Annotated in this window: 21 protein-coding genes and 3 pseudogenes; 20 read left to right on the top strand and 4 right to left on the bottom strand. The window is 32.5% G+C overall.

The window, feature by feature from the left end; all coding sequences use genetic code 11:
* Positions 1-48: 48 nt before the first annotated feature.
* Both RBB48_RS28660 and RBB48_RS28655 read left to right on the top strand, forming a co-directional pair.
* Positions 49-285, top strand: a pseudogene (locus tag RBB48_RS28660) (FtsK/SpoIIIE domain-containing protein); the annotation flags it as partial.
* Positions 227-844 (top strand): replication-relaxation family protein, encoded by a 618-nt coding sequence (locus tag RBB48_RS28655; RefSeq protein ID WP_306008564.1) that lies wholly within the window; start codon positions 227-229, stop codon positions 842-844. The pseudogene RBB48_RS28660 and the gene RBB48_RS28655, both read left to right, overlap by 59 nt.
* A gap of 182 nt (positions 845-1,026) precedes the next feature.
* On the opposite strand, the gene RBB48_RS28650 is transcribed toward RBB48_RS28655, so the two are convergent.
* A complete protein-coding gene (locus tag RBB48_RS28650) occupies positions 1,027-1,227 on the bottom strand; it encodes a DUF1657 domain-containing protein (protein ID WP_306008563.1) in 201 nt (66 codons plus the stop codon).
* Between the two features lie 412 nt (positions 1,228-1,639).
* Here RBB48_RS28650 and RBB48_RS28645 point away from each other — a divergent pair, with 412 nt between their 5' ends.
* The 6 genes and pseudogenes from RBB48_RS28645 (at position 1,640) to RBB48_RS28620 (ending at position 5,214) form a co-directional block, all read left to right on the top strand.
* Positions 1,640-1,948 carry a gamma-type small acid-soluble spore protein gene (locus RBB48_RS28645; RefSeq protein WP_306008562.1) on the top strand — a complete coding sequence of 103 codons (309 nt, stop codon included), beginning with the start codon at positions 1,640-1,642 and terminating at the stop codon, positions 1,946-1,948.
* A 55-nt stretch (positions 1,949-2,003) separates the two neighbouring features.
* A pseudogene (locus RBB48_RS28640) lies at positions 2,004-2,297 on the top strand (replication-relaxation family protein); the annotation flags it as partial.
* Positions 2,298-2,573: 276 nt separating this feature from the next.
* The gene (locus tag RBB48_RS28635; protein ID WP_306008561.1) at positions 2,574-2,954 is read left to right on the top strand and encodes a GntR family transcriptional regulator; all 381 of its coding nucleotides are present in this window, start codon (positions 2,574-2,576) and stop codon (positions 2,952-2,954) included.
* A complete protein-coding gene (locus RBB48_RS28630) occupies positions 2,951-3,649 on the top strand; it encodes an ABC transporter ATP-binding protein (RefSeq protein ID WP_306008560.1) in 699 nt (232 codons plus the stop codon). The genes RBB48_RS28635 and RBB48_RS28630 overlap by 4 nt, the downstream gene beginning before the upstream one ends.
* Positions 3,646-4,440 (top strand): ABC transporter permease, encoded by a 795-nt coding sequence (locus RBB48_RS28625; RefSeq protein ID WP_306008559.1) that lies wholly within the window; start codon positions 3,646-3,648, stop codon positions 4,438-4,440. Before RBB48_RS28630 ends, RBB48_RS28625 begins: the two co-directional genes overlap by 4 nt.
* Positions 4,441-4,479: 39 nt before the next feature.
* Positions 4,480-5,214 (top strand): Bax inhibitor-1/YccA family protein, encoded by a 735-nt coding sequence (locus RBB48_RS28620; protein ID WP_306008558.1) that lies wholly within the window; start codon positions 4,480-4,482, stop codon positions 5,212-5,214.
* A gap of 185 nt (positions 5,215-5,399) precedes the next feature.
* On the opposite strand, the gene RBB48_RS28615 is transcribed toward RBB48_RS28620, so the two are convergent.
* Positions 5,400-7,361, bottom strand: a complete 1,962-nt coding sequence (locus RBB48_RS28615) for a M6 family metalloprotease domain-containing protein (protein WP_306008557.1) — start codon at positions 7,359-7,361, stop codon at positions 5,400-5,402.
* 507 nt (positions 7,362-7,868) lie between these two features.
* Here RBB48_RS28615 and RBB48_RS28610 point away from each other — a divergent pair.
* From RBB48_RS28610 to RBB48_RS28595, 4 genes and pseudogenes are all read left to right on the top strand, one after another.
* A pseudogene (locus tag RBB48_RS28610) lies at positions 7,869-9,611 on the top strand (RNaseH domain-containing protein); the annotation flags it as partial.
* Between the two features lie 209 nt (positions 9,612-9,820).
* The gene (locus RBB48_RS28605) at positions 9,821-10,594 is read left to right on the top strand and encodes a DUF3959 family protein (RefSeq protein WP_097908456.1); all 774 of its coding nucleotides are present in this window, start codon (positions 9,821-9,823) and stop codon (positions 10,592-10,594) included.
* 126 nt (positions 10,595-10,720) lie between these two features.
* The gene (locus RBB48_RS28600) at positions 10,721-11,137 is read left to right on the top strand and encodes a DUF3995 domain-containing protein (protein ID WP_306008556.1); all 417 of its coding nucleotides are present in this window, start codon (positions 10,721-10,723) and stop codon (positions 11,135-11,137) included.
* Between the two features lie 139 nt (positions 11,138-11,276).
* A complete protein-coding gene (locus tag RBB48_RS28595; RefSeq protein ID WP_000878362.1) occupies positions 11,277-11,480 on the top strand; it encodes a hypothetical protein in 204 nt (67 codons plus the stop codon).
* Positions 11,481-11,727: 247 nt separating this feature from the next.
* Here the strand turns inward: RBB48_RS28595 and RBB48_RS28590 are convergent, their stop codons facing one another.
* Positions 11,728-11,940: a hypothetical protein gene (locus tag RBB48_RS28590; RefSeq protein ID WP_048547123.1), complete on the bottom strand. Its 213-nt coding sequence runs from the start codon at positions 11,938-11,940 to the stop codon at positions 11,728-11,730.
* Between the two features lie 229 nt (positions 11,941-12,169).
* Between RBB48_RS28590 and RBB48_RS28585 the strand changes: the two genes are divergently transcribed.
* From RBB48_RS28585 to RBB48_RS28560, 6 genes are all read left to right on the top strand, one after another.
* Positions 12,170-13,174 (top strand): DUF1835 domain-containing protein, encoded by a 1,005-nt coding sequence (locus RBB48_RS28585; protein ID WP_088063585.1) that lies wholly within the window; start codon positions 12,170-12,172, stop codon positions 13,172-13,174.
* 149 nt (positions 13,175-13,323) lie between these two features.
* Positions 13,324-13,728: a hypothetical protein gene (locus RBB48_RS28580; protein ID WP_088063586.1), complete on the top strand. Its 405-nt coding sequence runs from the start codon at positions 13,324-13,326 to the stop codon at positions 13,726-13,728.
* Between the two features lie 159 nt (positions 13,729-13,887).
* The gene (locus tag RBB48_RS28575) at positions 13,888-15,123 is read left to right on the top strand and encodes a cytochrome P450 family protein (protein ID WP_088063587.1); all 1,236 of its coding nucleotides are present in this window, start codon (positions 13,888-13,890) and stop codon (positions 15,121-15,123) included.
* A gap of 267 nt (positions 15,124-15,390) precedes the next feature.
* Entirely contained in the window at positions 15,391-16,674 is a 1,284-nt protein-coding gene (locus tag RBB48_RS28570) for an MFS transporter (protein ID WP_098133338.1), read from the top strand.
* Positions 16,664-17,293, top strand: a complete 630-nt coding sequence (locus tag RBB48_RS28565; RefSeq protein WP_088063589.1) for a Vat family streptogramin A O-acetyltransferase — start codon at positions 16,664-16,666, stop codon at positions 17,291-17,293. The genes RBB48_RS28570 and RBB48_RS28565 overlap by 11 nt, the downstream gene beginning before the upstream one ends.
* Positions 17,294-17,366: 73 nt before the next feature.
* Entirely contained in the window at positions 17,367-17,522 is a 156-nt protein-coding gene (locus RBB48_RS28560) for a DUF1540 domain-containing protein (protein WP_000046089.1), read from the top strand.
* A gap of 102 nt (positions 17,523-17,624) precedes the next feature.
* On the opposite strand, the gene RBB48_RS28555 is transcribed toward RBB48_RS28560, so the two are convergent.
* Complete coding sequence (locus RBB48_RS28555; RefSeq protein WP_088063590.1) at positions 17,625-18,122, bottom strand: PadR family transcriptional regulator; 498 nt, start codon at positions 18,120-18,122, stop codon at positions 17,625-17,627.
* Positions 18,123-18,262: 140 nt separating this feature from the next.
* Between RBB48_RS28555 and RBB48_RS28550 the strand changes: the two genes are divergently transcribed.
* Together RBB48_RS28550 and RBB48_RS28545 are read left to right on the top strand one after the other, a co-directional pair.
* Complete coding sequence (locus RBB48_RS28550) at positions 18,263-19,477, top strand: cytochrome P450 (protein WP_088063591.1); 1,215 nt, start codon at positions 18,263-18,265, stop codon at positions 19,475-19,477.
* A 204-nt stretch (positions 19,478-19,681) separates the two neighbouring features.
* Complete coding sequence (locus tag RBB48_RS28545) at positions 19,682-20,260, top strand: cysteine dioxygenase family protein (RefSeq protein WP_088063592.1); 579 nt, start codon at positions 19,682-19,684, stop codon at positions 20,258-20,260.

Genomic DNA, 20,260 nt, shown 5'->3' with positions numbered 1-20,260 from the left:
TAAATCAATATTTAGTTGTAAATGGATATTGAGATAGATTACAAAAAATTTCGATTACTATCCATAACCGCATCTGAAGTAGTCATTGATGAACCCGGATTAGAATCGATAGAGAGTATTCCAGGGCGGGCGATTTTTAAAACAGATCGGCTCACTGAAATTCAAGTTCCTTATATTAGCGATGAAATGATGTGGAAACATCTAAAAGAATATGAGGTGGAAAAACATGAACATCCAGAGCCACATGAAAATCAACCGTCAAATGGCGATACTTGCGACGATTAGAAAGCTTCAGTTTGCAACGAGAAGACATTTGATGAGTGTGCATGATATGGGTGGTATAAGGAATGCAAATCGTATTATGAAAGATTTAAAGCCTTTTATTAGTCGTGTTACTTACTATAAAGAATATGTTTACTACTTAAATAAAGAAGGGCATGCATTACTAGGGGAAGGAAAGGTTGTTTCTAGAAATAGAATGGAGCATGCAATACTGAGAAATGAAGCCTGGTTACAATTATATTGTCCCGATGACTGGCAAATTGAAACAGAAATAAAATATAGAAAAAATGGTGAGAAGAAAAGAATTATTCCTGATGTGAAGTTTCGCGATACAGAAAGCATACTTCATGCAGTTGAAATAGATCGTTCGCAGAAAATGAAAGTGAATGAAGAGAAGTTAAAAAAGTATGAAGAGCTTACGCAGATTTATAAACAGAAGCATAATGGAAAAATGCCGGTGATTCATTTCTTTACGGTAACGAAATACAGAGAAAAGAAATTGGAAGAGTTAGCAGCAAAATATGATATATATGTAAAGGTCTATGTGATTCCGAGTATATAAGAGTGTAACAAAAAATAACAGCCTTTATATAGAATTGTTATTTTTACATTCCAAATAAGGCTGTTTATTTCTTAATTTAGAGATTTTTACATATTACGTGTAATAATTGCATTTTGATAATCGTTATCTAAGCTGAGCACTCTTCCATTTGGTCGATATTCTATGTAAAAGGTATTACGTTATTACTTATACTCAGGCTCTTCTTGTTTAATTTGCTCAAGACGAGGATTTAAAGATTCAATAATTTCTTGAGTTTGTTGTGCTGCACCTTTATATAATTGTTTTGCTTGCTGGTTATCAGTATCAAGAACAAATCCTTCTAGGCATGCTTGAGCACCCTTTAATCCAGCAATAGTTTGTTTAAGTTTAGTGCTTACTGTCATGTAGTTTTTCCTCCTTGTAAATGCACTTCAAAATATAGAATGCCTATTTTGTAATCATAGTACGATTTCCAATTTTAGGGTTATCAGAAATAATAACCCTAAATTAGAGGTATGTGAATAAGAAATTTTACAGTTAATTATTTGAAGGAGGATTTTTTAAACCAATAGATACATGGAATACCGTTAAGTGGTGTTATATTAACTTGAATAGAAAATTCATAAGAAAAATCTACCATGTAAGAACGTAATTGACTTACATATTCTATGGCAAAGATTAGCTCCATGGATGGATATCTTGTGCATTTAAATAAAGGATTATTGCTGCAAGAGATATATGTGTCAATTTAAAAAAATCTGTATGGATATCTTCTTGATAGGTTGGTTATATTAACGGTTGTGGAGGTGACAAATAATGGATAAAAATCAACAAGGTCATAATAAAACAATTTCCGGTGCTAGTATTCAAAGTGCAAAACAACAAAATGCTGGCTATGGTACAGAGTTTGCAACTGAAACAAATGTAAATCAAGTAAAACAACAAAATGCCCAATCAGCAGCGAAAAAATCACAAGCTGCTAGTGCTGGCGTTCAAAATGCAAATGCTGGCTATGGTACAGAGTTTGCAACTGAAACAAATGTAAATCAAGTAAAACAACAAAATGCTCAATCAGCAGCGAAAAAATCACAAGCTGTTGGTAAGAATCAGGGCACTGATCAATAACAAAGAAAAATACTCCTCGATTCAAGAGGAGTATTTTTTTATGCTGTTTTAATGGGAGTGCCGCTATATAAAAAATAAATAGAAGAAAAAGACTATTCCGGATGTGAGATATCGAGATGAGGAAGGAGTACTTCATGCCATTAGGGTAGATCGTTCGCAAAAGATGAAAGTGAATGAAGAGAAAATAAAAAAATACGAAGAGTTCACAAAAATATATAAACAGAAATATAACGGGAAAGTGCCAGTCATTCATTTTTTTACAGTGACAAAATATAGGGAAATGAGATTAGAAGAGTTAGCAGCTAAGTACGATGTGTTTGTGAAGGTGTATGTGATTGCAATTATATAAGAGCGAAATAAAAAATAACAGTCCTTCTGTAGTGATATATATCGTTACAATTCTTTAGAAAACAATTCTAGTTCATCGAAAATCGATAAGTTCATATCAAAACGCCATCAACCTAAGATTTTGAAGTGTCCTCAAAACGAAAATTTTAATATTTTACAGTTGTTTATGAGAAATTATACTCCTCTTTTATTTATTATGGTTTTCAAAATAACTATTTACATATAATTTTCATTAGTGTACTATTTGTCTAGTACACTAATACAGAGGAGGGAATAAATGAAAACTGAGTTTTCTCCTAATATCCCCATTTATGTTCAGGTAATGGAATACATCAAAAAAGAAATTGTAACAGGTCGTTTGGCGCCAGGTGAAAAAATTCCTGCTGTACGTGAATTAGCAGGGGAATTACAAGTGAATCCAAATACAATTCAACGTACATTTCAAGAGCTAGAACGGGAAGGTGTTGCTGAGACACGTAGAGGAACAGGAAGATTTGTAACAATGAATGAAGAAAAAATCACAGAGCTACGCAAAGAAATGGCTAAAGAGTTGCTTGATAATTTTATAAATGGAATGAATAATTTAGGTTTTATGGAAGAGGAGATTCTCTCAATACTCCATTCTTCTTTGGAAAAGAAAAAGGAGGGGAATGAATGAAAGAATTATTAAAAATTGAAAATCTATTGAAAAGATATGATTTAAAAACAGTGATTCAAGATGTAAGCTTAACAATATCAGAAGGGAAAATTATCGGTCTTGTTGGTGAAAATGGTAGTGGTAAAACGACATTATTAAAAATGATATCTGGTTTACGTTACCCTTCTAAAGGAAGTATTACAATTAAAGATAAAAGGGTGGGATTAGAAACGAAAAAAATCGTTTCATTTATGCCCGATAGTCCTGTTTTTGAAAAATGGATGACTGTAAAAGATGCCTTGTTGTTCTATCGAGATATGTATGCCGATTTTAATCTACAACAAGCAATAGAATTAATGGCTAACTTTAAAATCCCGCTAGAGGAGAATATAAGCATCTTATCAAAAGGGAAAACAGGGATATTACAACTCATATTAACTTTTTCAAGGAAAGCGAAGTTATATGTATTGGACGAGCCATTGGGTGGAATTGATCTTGTTTCTAGAAAGCATGTATTAGATTTAATTCTTAACTTTTATCGTGAAGATAGTACCATTCTTATTTCGACTCATTTAATAGAGGAAATTGAAAATATATTTGATGAGGTAATCTTTTTAAAAGACGGGAGTATTGTATTGCATGAAAATGTAGAAGAAATTCGTTTTCATCATGGAAAAGCAGTACATGAGTTATTTAAGGAGGTTTTTGGGAAATGAATTCGCTTTTTCGTTATTTATTTAATTGTAATAGAAAAAAGATAGCCGTCTTTTATTTTGGATTTATTACTATTTCGTTACTTCTTTTATTTAATATGATGGGATTATCGAAGGTTACAAATCAGCTTACAAAGGATATAACATTAGGTATATTTATTTCAATAATAGGTAGCACTGCATTTTTACTGATTTTAATAGCTTTGCCTTCTTTCAATAAAATGCTAAAAAATACCATGATACGTTATACAGCCATCTCAGGAAAAAAGTATATATATGCAAATTTATTCTTTTTCACGTTAATGTTTATTCTTTTCCTAGTAATAGGTTTAATTTTTCTATACTATTTCTCCCAGAGTACCTACGGTGGAAAAGTAGTCGGGGGATACCAACAGGAATTTCATGAGTTATATGCATATGGATTTCTTCATCACATACTTTCTGTTTTATTATGGGGAATCGATTTCATGAGTATATTAATCTCCTGCTATTTCATAATGGTAATTACAAAGTTGATTCCTATAAAGTCATCAAAGAGTAAGATGGTTTTATCTGTTATTTTCTTTGCTTTATTTTTAACAATCCAAACAGTCGTACTGGATTTATTAAGTAAATTAGAGAAATATGTAATCCCTATAAAGAGTACGGAATTCATAGATAAAAATGGTTTTATTGACACATCACTGTATCCTAGTGAAGGATTTACTATTTTAGATGTATGTTTTACTTGCTTATTCATAATTGTCCTGGCAGCTATTACAGGGCGTATCATTGATAAAAAATTAGAAATATAAAGATCCACTTTAAAGGTAGAGTGTATTTAGGAGGAACAAATGAGAACAACTAATCCAATATTAAAAAAAGAAAAATTTCATAAAGAGAAGACAAATGCTTCTACGATGACTATTGGTGGAACGATTGCAAAAACATTCATTTTGCTTATCTTACTTCTTACAGCGTCTGTCTATTCATACGTACAAATGACACAAGGGACAATGAAAATACCTGTGTTAATTGGAATTATAATAGTTACTCTAATTGTCGCATTTATAGTTATATTCATTCCTCGCATATCACCAATTTGCGCACCGATTTACGCAGTATTACAGGGTATTTTATTAGGAAGTATTTCAGCATATTATACAATGCGATTTGGTGATTCTATCGTTTTAACTGCCGTATTACTAACAATTTCGATTTTATTTGCCATGTTAGTGTTATACGCAGCTCGAATAGTAAAAGTGACTAAAAAGTTTCGTGCGGTTGTAACGGTTGCAACACTTGGAATTCTTATTATGTATTTTATTGTTTTCTTACTGGGCATCTTAGGGGTGACTGTTCCATATATTCACCAAGGTGGGACAATTAGTATCATCATAAGTACAATTGTAATTATTGTCGCTGCATTAGATTTATTACTAGATTTCGATTCAATTGAAAATGGTGTTCATAGTGGAGCACCAAAGTATATGGAATGGTACAGTGCAGCAGGGCTTATGATGACATTAGTATGGTTATACTTGGAGATCCTTCGTCTGGTTTCTTACATTATGAAAAACAAAGACTAAAAAACACCCTGCATGCTTCAAACATGCAGGGTGTTTTGGTATATCATATTTTCAATTTTATCATTCTTTGTTTTTTACATATTGGCAAAATAAAGAGGTTATCAAAGGCTGAATGAAACTCTCAGCGAATGATAACCTTCTGAAATATCGTATCAATGATTTAAATAGATACCCTCACAAATATATTATTGAGCCACTCCGAATACATTGATTTCAGCCGCACTTGTCCATGGATTATTGTTTACCTCGCTTAATGCACGTAGTCTAATATAACGACCTGTCTTGTTTGCAAAGCTGACTTCCTTCAAATTAGTATTATTGGCAAAAGCACCTATAGATACAGCTGTTCCCCAATTCACTCCATCACTACTAATGTAAAATTCATAGTCCTTAATCGTTCCGTTTATTTGGCCGTCTTGCCTTGGCAGATAGCTAAATTTGGAGAGGTTATAGGTTGCACCTAAATCAATTTGAATCTCGTGTGGCATTGGAGCTACGGGGCTCCAGTTTGTATGCCAAAATGTGTCTTTGTTTCCATCAAAGGCATACGTACCTAAATTGTACCAATTATAGCTATCTACATATTTTAGTGTCCAGTTTGTTTGTGGAATTAAACTAGCTTCTTTTGTTGTGACTGCTACATTCATTGCAGAATTACTTGTACTTGTAGTTGTAATTGTTACTCCTGATTTTTCTCCTGTGTAGGTATTACTATTCGGATTGGTGTCTGGACTAAAGGTAGCAGCATGATTTTGATTCGTGTAAAAGAAAGGGTCTTGGTATTCGCTGATGGATTGTTCTATATCAATGAAAGGATGAGGATCACTGGAATTATTATTCATGGATTCATCAATATGCCAAACCGCAATACCACCAGAATTAGTTGGTAAGCTCGCATCATACCCAACCTTTGCGCGATTCTCAACTAAAAAATACGTATTATCCTTTAAAGGAATCTTTAACACATTATAGTTATTTGGGATCGCATTTAGAGTAAAATTGTTGCTGGTATTTACTACATTTGGCGTTACAAAGCCTAGTTTTACCTTGGACCAAGCATCCATATGATCTGGCGTAGTTCCATACTCTTCCCCTGGAAGACTATTCCAAGCTCCATTCCCCATTATACTTAGACTACCCACACGGTTATTGTCGCCATATAGATCTGGAAGACCAAAAGAATGTCCTAACTCATGAGCAGGTATACCAATTGTCGCCATATGACCATATTGTTTTTCACCCTGCGCTGTATACATGCCTGATACTGTAACACCATCTTGATTTGTATTAGGAGCATATGATTGATGTGCCCAAATATTTGGAAGTGGACCGCCACTAGCCTGTTCATTACCAGCAAGAACAGTTACAATGTAAAAACCATCTTTGGAGTCAATGATTTGATCATTATTAGTATCAAGACTAGCAAAATTCACTTGGGAATCAGCTTTAGCCAATGCATCTGTTATAACCGTTCCCATACTTTTTCCCGATGTACTCGGATGAGCGTAGTCTAACTTTATTTTAACTACCCCATCATTTTGCGTACCATATGTTTCGGAAGCTGGAGTGATTTGTACTTTTCCATTACTTACTTCATTATAGTAATTCTTTACTGACTTTTGGTTTGTAGAAAAGAATTTATTACTCCAATCGTTATCGTTATATGCAATATCAACATCTGTAAACCCAATTAACAAAACAAGCAATTTTTTATTTCCTAAAACTGGAGTGACAGTTCCATCTATATTTTTTGGTGCTTCTATTTGTAATTTATTCATGTACTCCTGTTTTTTCTTTGCTTGAGGGTTGTATTTCTTTATCCATTTGTTCAAATTGTTCTCATTTATCGCCATCGAAGGCTTCTTATCAATTTTATATTTTTTCCCCGTCAATTTCAGTTCATCTGATGTAAGCTCAGCGTAATTCCAATATCCCTTCTGATCTTGTAAAAGTACGTCACCATCCTTTGTACTTACCCAATGGAACCATTCATCACCATGTAACGTGCCCTCAAAAGATTCGCCTGACGGCTGCTTCATTTTGACAGCTCCATCGTATGCTGGTGCGGCAAAAGCGTTTGTTTGAACATACAAAACACAAATAAAAGAAAAAACGGATATGAACAGGAACTTAAAAACTCTTTGCATAAACCTTCCCCCTTTTTCAATGGTATGTGGAATATTCTATGGATAGCCAAACTAGATTCATACATGGAATAAAACGACGGATACATCTGTATAAGGCTAACAGAATACCTTTAATTATAATTACAGTAAATTGAAAAAATGTTATTTTTTTGTTCGATTAATATTTTCTCAAGATTAGCCCATAAAACAGAATTGATGAAAGTTACATGGGGAGTTCTGGAAAAAACCATACTTTTTAGAATGTATATAATGCCACATGTGGACTAATCCAAATTAAATAAAGTAGTCAATGCCTTTGACCATAGTGGCATTATGATTGATGTGTAAAAGAAAAAATACAATGAAGATTTTTAACAGAATAAAATAAAAAAGTGCTAACAAGTTTGCAAACGAACTTGCTAACACTTATACAGAATAGACATAAATTATCGCTGATATATCGTCTTTGAAAATAGCTTTAATCAGTTAAATCATACTTATACGAAATGCCTATAAAACTAGTCTTAATATCAAGAATATAACCATCCAGATATTCCTTTGCTTTTGAGAAGAAAACGAGGCATGATTTTAATTTCTACTCCAGAATTTGCATCGAATAATAAAAAAGTTCGGTTTGTAAAACTAAAAGTACAGCAAGCTACAAACGGTATAAAGTGGATAAAGATATTTAGAAATTTAAAAGATGATTTTCATATAGGAGGAGAAGTTGAATTAGAGCATATCCTTCAATATCCGAAAGATTATATGCTAGGAGAAAATCTTAGGGTGTTACTTCCATACAATGAGAGAATATATAAAGTTCAAGGTACTAAAATAAAACCTGGTATAAAAGTAAAGGAAAGAGAGTATTTATTTAAAGGGTTTCAGCAAAAATTCACTGATTTCACATTACTACCAGAATGTAAGAAACTAGCAACAAATAATGAAAATGAATTATTCCCTTTAATTGCACCAAAAGGATTAGAGACTATAACGTTAGAAATATGGTCTGAAAAAATATCGTTGGAAGTTGAACAAGCGTTATTTGAAAGTGAAATTTTGTTAGCTCAAATCGGTGAGTCGTTATATGTATTAAATGCAGATTCTCCAGTATTGTTAAAAATAGTAAGATATAATATTGAAAAAGTATTACAAAATCCATATAAAATGCAATATTGCCAGAAATACAAAACAAATTTAGTAGAGGATGTTATGAAAGCGGTTTATGCTACTGCAGGTGAGCGCAATGATGCGACATTGGCGTTAATCGCAATGGAAAATTGTGATGGGCGTGAAAAAATTGATCCAAAGCAAATCGTTAGAGAAGGGTTTGCACGAACTAACCGTATTTCAGCATTTATTAATTTATTTATTGGCCAAAGTGTATCTCGTACAACAATTATTAATTGTATCCTTAGTTTATTAGAACAAAAAGGATTTTTGAAACGTAGTTGGAATAAAATAAATTTACCTTGTACATATGTTAATTTATCAATTGAGCGAATCTCGAAATTTGATTTCTTACCTATTTTTTCACAAATAAAAGGAAAAGAAATTTCATATAAACTATACGGGAATACAGATTGGCAAACGATTGATCATTTGTTATTAAATGTAAATAAACACAACACCTTTTTACCACAACCTTCAAAAAGAAATGATATGGGAATTCAATTTAAACAATTTGTTTCTGAAACATTAACAGAAATTTTACAACATGCAAAAGAGGAAAATGAGCAAGTATATTTTATTATTGATGCGAATTTAAGAAAATATTGGATAAAAGAGTTACAAAATAAAAAAATTGATATAGATATTTTACCGGAGATTGTTCCTGATGCGCTAAAGGTCCCTAATTTAAACATTATAAGAATAAATACATCTTTTGATACACCAAAATACGGTGTGATAGAACGTGATGATGCTCCTAAAGGTACAAGTTTATATGTAGATCAAAAAGGGATGTATTATAGCACTGGCGAATATACGCTAAATGGTAGTGAAACATTGCAGCGATACATACTTGAAATATTAACGCTAGGTGTAAAACCTGTAGAAAGGAATTATATCGCTAAAATGGTACACTATATGTGCTGTAATTCAAGTATGCTTCAGGAAAAAAATATACATATGCCGTATTCTATGCATATGGCGAAAGTAATAAAGAGCTATATGACTGATATAGATGCAAGAGAGTTTAAAGAGTTTGATGATGAATTGGATGTAGATATAATGAAAATAGAAAAGAAAGATTCAATTATTTTGCTTTAAATAATAGTAGACAAATCCTGCTCGTTATATTGATCAGGATTTGTCATTTTTTCATGTAAATAAGGATATCCTTTGTCATGTATCTTTTCTTTTATGTATTTACTTTATTTACATACAGGATTAAGATATTTTTTAGAAATACAAAATCTACATCATATGGAAAAGCAATATGAATTGATTCAAAAGAAATTTGAAAGGAATGAGGAATTGTGAAGAAATTAGATGTGTTATTAATGCTATTAAGCGGCCTCTTTCCAGTTGCAGGAATTATGAAGCAAATCCCACTAGAACAATCTTTATATATCGGAGGCCTTTTATTTTTTACTAGTTTCGGTAGCTATTTTGCGAAAAAAATATATTCACGTATATGTAGTTGGATAGCGTATGCGCCATTTATAGCACTGCTGTTAGTCATTTGGCATCAAGATATTTCAACAAGTTCAATAATAGGGAATGCGAAAATCGCCGCTTGTATCGCTTTAATTCCATGTTTATTCCGTTTTCGTACATATGGACTTACTTTCGGTTTATTCTCATTATGGGCCGCTTTACTTTGGGATATTAAAGAAGTACAGTCGTTAGTCATACTTGAACGTATGTCGAGTTTAATGACAAGTCATTACTTATATCTTCTACTGTTAGTTGGAGGACTTATATTAGGTGGATTACTTGCGATGTTATTACATCGTAAAGAGCAGGATGATAATAAAGAAAATATAAATCTATTTCAACAAAAAAAGAAGCGCAAAAAATTATCATTTAAGATTCCACTTCCTAGATTACCGAAATTAAAGATCAAATTATTTAAGTTTGGTGGAAAAGTATCAAAACGAAATACGCCAGAAAAAATACGTGAGCATAATTACGAAGAACCAGCTCAAGCTGCAACATATGAAATGACAGAGCAAATAGATCCATATAAAGAAGGTATTGCTCAAGGACAAACGAGGATGGAACGTCGTAGAAATAGGTATAATGCATAAGATATTTGAGTAACCCTTTAATGATTTATCATTGAAGGGTTTTTTATGTAATTATATAGATTGCTAATGAGGAATTTATAGCATACCCTAAAGTTAAGGACTTAAATAAAATAATGGGAGGACAAAATGCTTATTATTACATATATTTCTGTCTGTATATTATTTTTAGTTAGCTTTTTACATGTTTACTGGGCTTTCGGAGGTAAGTGGGCGACAAATAGTGTCATTCCAACAAAATCTGGAGAAAAGGCGTTTATACCAGGTGTAGGAATGACATTGTTCATTGCTTTATTATTAAGTATGGCGGCAATAATTTTATTACAACAAACAAATGTTGTTCATTTCGGAGTTCCTAATATTATCGTTCAATTGGGCTCCTGGATTTGTATGATTGTTTTTTTTATAAGAGTAATTGGTGAGTTTCATTATTTTGGCATCTTTAAGCGAAAAAAAGATACGTATTTTGCTAAAATGGATACTGTTTTATATATACCACTTTGTGCATTTTTATCTTTAGCATTCTTACTAGCAATTATAACGTGAACATAAAATAGTAACTGCTTTTTCTAAAATAAATAAACGTGAATTGGCAAGGAGTAAAAGTGAGAAATCTAGTAGTAAATAAAAAGGATGTAAGCGTCTTCTTATCGAAATATAGATTATTATGAAAGGCGGTGACACTATGAAGTATGTTAAAGTCTGTATGAATGGCGGAAGTGAACACAAATTCTCGATGACTTTAGATCGGTTTGAAGAACTTATTACTACAGAGAATGGACTATTAGAAAATAAATTAGTTAGTATTGAAAATGTAATGATTAATCCTACTAATATATCTTCTGTAGTTGAAAAAATTGGTGTACCGGCTAAGTTTATGGAAGCTTAAAAATCGGTACATAAAAAACATCCATAGGGATGTTTTTTATGTGTAAATATAATAATTATACAATTAATAAATGAGCAGAATTTTTAGCAATACGTATACATTTGATGTTTAATAGATGCACAATAAAATAAGTACAAGCATATATTATATTGTAGGACAAGACCTTCGTGTCCTACTTAATACTCAGAAAAAACCTCTATCACATGAGAGCATCCGATTGCAGGGTGCTCTTTTTTTATCCGGCTCTTTAACTTTCAATTTTAAACATATCTTTGATGCTCATAAATATTAAAAATAAAATAATAGCAAAAATTAAGTTAGATAAATAGAAATCTTGATGAAATAGTAATTCAAAGATGACATCGAAAACATATAATAAGGCGATAGTAGGTAATATACAAATAAATATAAATCTCCAATTTTTCAAATAATGTTTATAAGTAGTAATCGCTTTCTCCATACATATAGCTCCTATATTTTTTATTTTCTATATAAGTATACATTTAAATAAAGGGATTTACAAAAGAATATTTAGTAATTAAGAATTGTAGGAGAGATTTTTTTGAAAATGTGGATAGCTGTAGCAATCTGAATAATAAATGCTTTTACTTTAAAAAAACTTTAAAAGAATGATACTAAAATGATACACTATAATATACGTTATTTATGAAATGAATAGAGGGATTTGTATGATAGATAAAATCAAAAATGTTGTAGAGGATATGTACGAAGATGAAGCAAAACATTTACTTCAAAGTATTCTTATTCAGTTGAATTTATTAGAAGAAAACTATAGTGAAGATGCAATTAAAAATTTGATGGATATTCCTAAGCAACTAACGAGTAATACATCATATATAAGAAATGTAAAAGAAAGCTCACACGTACATATTGCGTTTGATGATTCAACAGCTGGATGTTTAAAATATATGTTTAGTCAAGAAGAACAATTGGAAGAGAGGGTTGTCGCTTTTTCTGAATTCTTTTCAATTGGGCCGATAAACAAGCTACATATGAATGAGGGACAACTTGCAAGACAGAAATGGTTAGTAAACAATTTAACTGCTTATGATAATTATTTTGAAGAAGAGTATTTACCAAGGTTTTTAGAAACTATGGAAGAACTACACACTATTCCTATTGAAACACCTATTACAATTTGGAAAGCTAATAACGCACATGAACATGTAGGTCTATGTTTTGTAATGGCGCAATTAAAAGATAAGAAAAACATTCGCGTTATTAATACGTCTGAAGCAAGTAAAGAAATATTAAAAAAAGAGTATGCTATTCGTGGAACTGGAGAGTTAGCACCTGAAAGTTTAGCTCTAATTCAAAAAAGTTTTGTAGAATTGCCATATTTAACTGTAGAGAAACGTATGCAGTTTGAACATGAGTGGGATAGTCTATCGAAAAGTACGGAATTTTTAAGAGTTTGGACAGACAATGAAGTGCGTTCTGTACAAGAAGATTATTTTGATCAATTTATTATTGAATGTGCGAAAAGTATTGGTGCTGATCGAGAATTCCTAAAAGCCCCTAGGGTAATTGGTGAAGCACTTGGTCATGTAGAGCAGTTAGTTGGCGATACGTTTTTAGAATATCGCTTAAAGGAATTAATTAAACAAGAAGTATTTGAATTTGAAGGTTCGTTAGATGAAATGCGTTTTTATAGTGTGAAATTAAGAAAATAATACATCTATTCCGATTATGAAGAAGCTCGTATTTTTAAAATACGAGCTTTATTTTTTTGTTGAATTTAGGCTATACATAAGCTTCCTATAGGAGGCAAATCACATATGAATGTTAAAGGTACTGAATGAAAAGTAGGTGATTTGTTAATATGTATAACCAGCAAAATTATCCATATGATCAAGGGGTGTATTATAATCCACAAAACTACGGGTATGAATCTGTAAATGAAGTGAGAGATATGGAACAAGAAGATTATAGACCAGATGATGCGGAAGATGCTCCAACGTCACCACCACCATCTCAAGCTCCATCGTTACCATCCACATTTGCTTCGCCAGCACAACCAGGAAATATGAAATCATGGATGTGTAACTGTCTAGGAAGATGGGGATTTTTACGTTTACATCGTCCAGGACCTTTCGGGAGAGACTTATGGTTCTTTCCGACTGAAGTGAGAAGAAACGGAGTATCAGGTTACACTTGGCAAGGTGGTCGTCGTCGTAAAGTAAGTTATCGCTATCAACAAATTAGTAATTTCATGTGCTTCGCATAAAGAAAAGTGAGAGAGTAGAAAGATCTTACTCTCTCACTTTTTTATTTTTCAATATATGAAGTAAGATTTTGATTAAAAATTTACAATTTTCACGTTTTTATTAGAGTATAATGCATATGTTGGTTGGTTTTTAAAAACAAATGAGAGTGAGGGAATACAATGTCAATGAAAAATAAAGTTGGGCAAAGAATAGAAGATGGCATTAATTTGGCTTCAGCGCAGTTTAAAGAAGATGCATATGAAATTTATAAAGAATCGCGAAAAATGCAACCTATATTATTTGTAAATGAAGTTGAAATCGGTAAAGAATGGCTCATTACAAGATATGAAGATGCATTGCCACTTCTAAAAGATAATCGCTTAAAAAAAGATGCGGCAAATGTGTTTCCTCAAGATACAACGAACATGTATCTTTCCGTTGACAATAGTGATCATTTAACAACGCACATGTTAAATTCAGATCCACCTAATCACAGTCGTTTACGATCTTTAGTTCAAAAAGCTTTTACACCGAAGATGATTACACAATTAGACGGAAGAATTCAGAGAATAGCGGATGATTTAATAAGAGAGATAGAGCGAAAAGGTACATTAAATCTAGTGGATGATTATTCATTCCCCTTACCAATCATTGTGATTAGTGAGATGCTTGGTATTCCAAAAGAAGATCAAGCGAAATTTAGAATTTGGTCTCATGCTGTCATTGCATCGCCAGAAACACCTGAAGAAATAAAGGAAACCGAAAAACAACTATCTGAGTTTATTACATATCTTCAATATATAGTTGATATAAAACGAAAAGATCCAAAAGAAGATTTGGTTAGTGCGCTAATACTTGCAGAAAATGAAGGGCATAAACTTAGTGCTCCAGAGCTATATTCAATGATAATGCTATTAATCGTAGCAGGGCATGAGACAACAGTGAATTTAATTACGAATACGGTATTAGCACTTCTTGAAAATCCAAATCAATTACAGTTATTAAAAGGTAATCCAAAATTAATTGATTCTGCAATTGAAGAAGGATTGCGTTATTATTCTCCAGTTGAGGTTACAACTGCAAGATGGGCAGCTGAGCCTTTTCAAATTCACGAACAAACAATCCAAAAAGGGGATATGGTTGTCATTGCATTAGCTTCGGCAAACCGCGATGAAACAATATTTGAAAACCCAGATGTATTCGATATTACTCGGGAGAATAATCGTCACATTGCATTTGGGCATGGTAGCCATTTCTGCTTAGGCGCTCCGCTTGCTAGGTTGGAAGCAAAGATTGCTATTACTACTTTGTTTAATCGAATGCCTGCTTTGCAATTAAAAGGAAATCGTGAAGATATTAAATGGCAAGGTAATTATTTAATGCGTTCTTTAGAGGAATTACCATTAACATTCTAGAATATTTATTTTAAGACATGCATACATCGAAAATGCTTTACATAGAGTATGTATGTGTTATTTAAATTCGAAACGGAAGGGTGAACACATCCCAATGATCAACTAATTCTATTTGTAAGAGATCTTCGTTAAAAAACGAAATATTCTTCTGAATAGGGTTAGTCTGTACATTTATAGAAAAGGGATGTATTTCGCTCTGCGAATATATAGTCTTTTTATATGATTTGTGCTGCCTCCTGTTCAGAACACGAAATAGGAGGCCTTTTTATGTCGACAAATGTAGTAACGAAACAAAATAATGGGGTATCACAAGTATTGAAAAATAGATTTGTACAGGGAATTTTAGCTTCAGCATTATTTTTACAAATTGGAATATGGGTTCGAAACTTTGCCGTATTACTGTATGTAATGGAAATGACGAAAGGTGATGCTTTTGCTATTTCAATGATTTCAGTTGCTGAATTTGCGCCCATTTTTATTTTCTCATTCATTGGTGGAACTTTTGCTGATAGGTGGAAGCCGAAGAGGACAATGATATGGTGTGAGACGTTAAGTTCTATTTCAGTATTCGCTGTATTAATTACACTAATGTTTGGAACGTGGAAAATCGTGTTTTTTGTCACGCTTATTTCTGCAATCCTTTCGCAGTTTTCTCAACCATCAGGGATGAAATTGTTTAAACAGCATTTATCAACGGAACAAATTCAATTAGCGATGTCTATATATCAAACAATATTTGCGATTTTTATGGTGTTAGGACCGATTCTTGGAACATTTATCTTTCATAGTTTTGGAATTTATATTTCAATTATCATAACAGGTATCGCTTTTTTACTGGCAGCTGCTGTGTTGTTATTTCTTCCGAAAGATCTTGAGAATGATAATGAGAAGAAAGAAATCACGCTACTACAGGAGATGCTGGATGGTATTAAATATGTGAAAAAGAAAAAAGCATTAACTTTGCTTGGGCTTTGTTTTATGGCAGCAGGACTAGGTATAGGATTGATTCAGCCATTAGGTATATTTATTGTGACTGAGCAGTTAGGGTTATCAAAAGAGAGTTTGCAATGGTTACTAACAGTAAATGGCGCGGGTATGATTGTTGGCGGAGCTTTAGCGATGGTATTTGCGAAAAACGTAGCTCCGCAAAAGATGTTAATTGTAGGGATGCTCGGTCAGGCGATCGGCATTGGTATTATAGGTTATTCAACGAATTTATGGGTGACACTTACAGCACAACTTTTTAGTGGGTTAGCTCTTCCATGTATCCAAATAGGTATTAATACGCTCATTATTCAAAATAGCGATACTGATTTTATCGGTCGTGTAAATGGCATTTTAAGTCCACTATTTACCGGTTCAATGGTAGTAACAATGAGTGTAGCCGGTTCATTAAAAGAGGTGTTCTCATTAAGTACGATGTATGAGGGAACAGCTTTACTATTTATAATTGGATTATTATTTATTTTACCTATATACAATTTAAAGCCAGTAATAGCGGTAGAAAGTGAAATAAATGGTAAGGGAAGTGCTGTACAACATGAATCCTAATCCAAATGTTAAATATCCTATTGAAGGAAATCAAAATGTCCATTTTATAAAAAATACAATAACGAAAGCTAATATACTTGTTGGTGACTATTCTTATTATGATGCGAAAGATGGAGAAACATTTGAAGATCGAGTATTACATCATTATGAATTTCTTGGAGATCATCTTACTATTGGAAAGTTTTGTTGTATTGCAAATGGAGTTACCTTTATTATGAACGGAGCGAATCATCGGATGGATGGATTTTCGGCATATCCATTTAATATATTTGGAAATGGGTGGGAGAAGTATACACCTAATTTGTCTGATTTACCTTACAAAGGGGATACAGTTATAGGAAATGATGTATGGATTGGTATGGATGCAACGATTATGCCTGGAATAAAAATAGGAGATGGTGCAATCATTGCAGCTAAATCTGTTGTGACTAGAGACGTCGCACCATATACAATTGTTGGCGGAAACCCTGCAAATAAAATAAAGGAACGATTTACAAATACAATAGTAGAAGAGTTATTGCAAATTCAATGGTGGCATTTTGACATTGAAAAAATAACAGAAAATATAGATGCTATTGTACAAGGAAATATTGAACCATTAAGAAAGCTAAAAAGGTAATAAAAAATGCATGACAAAGAGTATCATACCTCCGAATTTTGTTAATGATAATAGAACAAGGAGGTGTGATACTATGGCACAAGACGTTTTATGTGAAGTAAACAACTGTAAATTTTGGGCTAACGGCAATAAATGTAGTGCAGATGCAATTTATGTAGTAAGTCATAAAGGGAAACATGCATCAACTACGGAAGAAACAGATTGCAAAACTTTCGATCCAGAAGTATAAATTTTTTGAAGGGTAGCCAAATCGTGGTTGCCCTTTTATTAATTATAGTATTGATAATAAATCTCATTTTCATTCATTATTTTTAACTTTTCTTGTTAATTTTTATATTTTCTTCATAAGTGATGTAATCCAGAGTAATTCGTGTTCTATACGTGATTTACTAAATTCAATAACTTCTGTAATAAAAGATGAGCTAACATCTAAAGATTGAATAGCAGTAAGCTGTTTATGTAGTACGTCTTGGCGTATTGTTAAAATTTCTTTTCTACCTTCGTAATCAAGTTTTTCAAATAGAGCGATACGTACAAGGAACTCAGCGTTATTTGTCGCAATTTTTTCAGGAAACTCTCTTAACATCTCTGAAAAAATTTCTTCACCTGTTTCAGTTATATCGTACATATTTCGGTTTGGCTTTCCGACTTGTTTATGTATTTTTTTCGTTATAGCACCCATATTTTCGAAGCGCCGAAGAGCGGGATAAAGTGTGTTATGATTTAATTCGAAATTCTCACCTAACCGGTTTTGAACATTTTTCTTTATTTCATATCCATGTTTTGGTCCAGTTGTTAATTCTGCTAATAGTAAAATGTCAACGTACATAAAAATCCCCCTTATATATTTCTCAAGTTCTCCAATAAAAAATCTCCTTTAGTATATGTTAAAATAACATATGTTAGATTATACAACTTTGAACTACCGACCTATCACTTTTATTGTAAAAGAAAAGGGAGGAAAGAACTATGGCTTCGCCGGAAAATGTGATTTTAGTTCATGAAATTTCAAAGCTGAAAACAAAAGAAGAATTGTGGAATCCGTATGAGTGGTATCAATTTATGAGGGATAATCACCCTGTACATTACGATGAAGAGCAAGATGTATGGAATGTTTTTTTATACGATGATGTAAATCGAGTTTTATCGGATTATCGCTTATTTTCAAGTAGAAGGGAGCGAAGACAATTCGCAATCCCTCCTTTAGAAACTAGGATAAATATAAACTCTACGGATCCACCAGAACATCGCAATGTACGTTCTATCGTTTCTAAAGCATTTACTCCAAGAAGTTTAGAACAATGGAAACCCCGAATACAGGCAATCGCAAATGAACTTATAGAACATATCGAAAAATATAGTGAGGTTAATATTGTTGAAGAGTTTGCTGCACCTTTACCTGTTACCGTCATATCCGATTTATTAGGAGTGCCAACAACGGACCGTAAAAAAATTAAAGCATGGTCTGATATTTTATTTATGCCGTATAGTAAAGAAAAGTTTAGTGATCTGGATGCGGAAAAGGGTATAGCACTAAATGAATTTAAAGCATATCTTCTACCGATTGTTCAGGGAAAGAGGTACCATTTAACCGATGATATTATTTCGGATTTAATACGAGCTGAATATGAAGGCGAAAGATTAACAGATGAAGAAATTGTTACTTTTTCTTTAGGTTTATTAGCGGCAGGCAATGAAACAACTACTAATTTAATTATTAATAGCTTTTATTGCTTTTTAGTGGATTCACCTGGGACATATAAAGAATTAAGAGAAGAACCTAAATTAATTTCAAAGGCAATTGAGGAAGTATTGCGCTATCGCTTTCCCGTTACATTAGCTAGGAGGATTACAGAGGATACAAATATATTTGGGCCTTTTATGAAAAAGGATCAAATGATTGTTGCGTGGGTAAGTGCAGCAAATTTAGATGAGAAAAAGTTTTCGCAAGCCTCTAAATTTAATATACACCGAATAGGAAATGAAAAGCATTTAACATTTGGTAAAGGTGCACACTTTTGCTTAGGAGCACCACTTGCACGTTTAGAAGCTGAGATTGCATTAAGAACTTTCATAAATGCTTTTGAAAAAATAGAGTTATCTCCATTGTTCAATTTAGAAAAATGTCTATTGGAAAATGAACAAACGTTAAATTACTTACCTATTCTTTTGAATAATAGGTAAATCGATCAGCAAGGTACAAATTTACTGTACCTTGTTTTTTTATCCCGCGTTAACGGACAGTAAACGTCCGATTGGTTCAACTAATAATCAGTGGGAGATGAACAAAACCCCCACTGATTAAAGTTTCACTTTATTTCTCAATTGTAAAATTTTAGTTAGTTATTTAGTATGGAGGTGTGTGAAAAAGAATGGAGGAGGACGCTTATGTTAACGTGTAATGGAAGTAAAACGTTTCAAACATTTATTAAAGCTGTAACGGATTTAATGGATAGTAATTTATTAGAAGATCAAATTGTTTGTGCGATTGAAAAATTACTAGAAGAACTTTTAGAAAAGAAAACATGGCTTCCGTTAGAAAAACAGAAGGCGAATTCGGCTCAATACGCACGACATTTGTTATATGAAGATCCTTTTAATCGTTTTGAAGTATTAGCTCTTGTATGGAAAGATGGACAATCTACACCTTTACATGATCATGATGGTACATGGGGAGTAGAAGGCGTTTTTACAGGGAGGATAATGGTGCAAAACTTTATACAAACGAAGCAGTTTGAAAATTCACTTGTTTATTTAACACATACAGGAAATCTTTATTTGGGAGAAGGAGAAACAGATAAAGTCATTCCACCAGCTGATTGTCATATTCTTGAAATAGCTAAAAATGAAAGCGTTGTCACTATTCATATTTACGGAAAACGTTTAGAAAAGTTTAAAGTATATGTCCCAACTGAAGAAAAGAGTGTTTACATGTGTGAGACGAAATATATTAGTTATAGTTCATAG

Origin of the sequence: Bacillus sp. MMSF_3353, assembly GCF_030733445.1 — a bacterium.
Lineage (GTDB): Bacteria > Bacillota > Bacilli > Bacillales > Bacillaceae_G > Bacillus_A > Bacillus_A wiedmannii.
The sequence above is the reverse complement of the archived record's forward strand: the minus strand, read 5'-3'. Positions and strand labels throughout refer to the sequence as shown.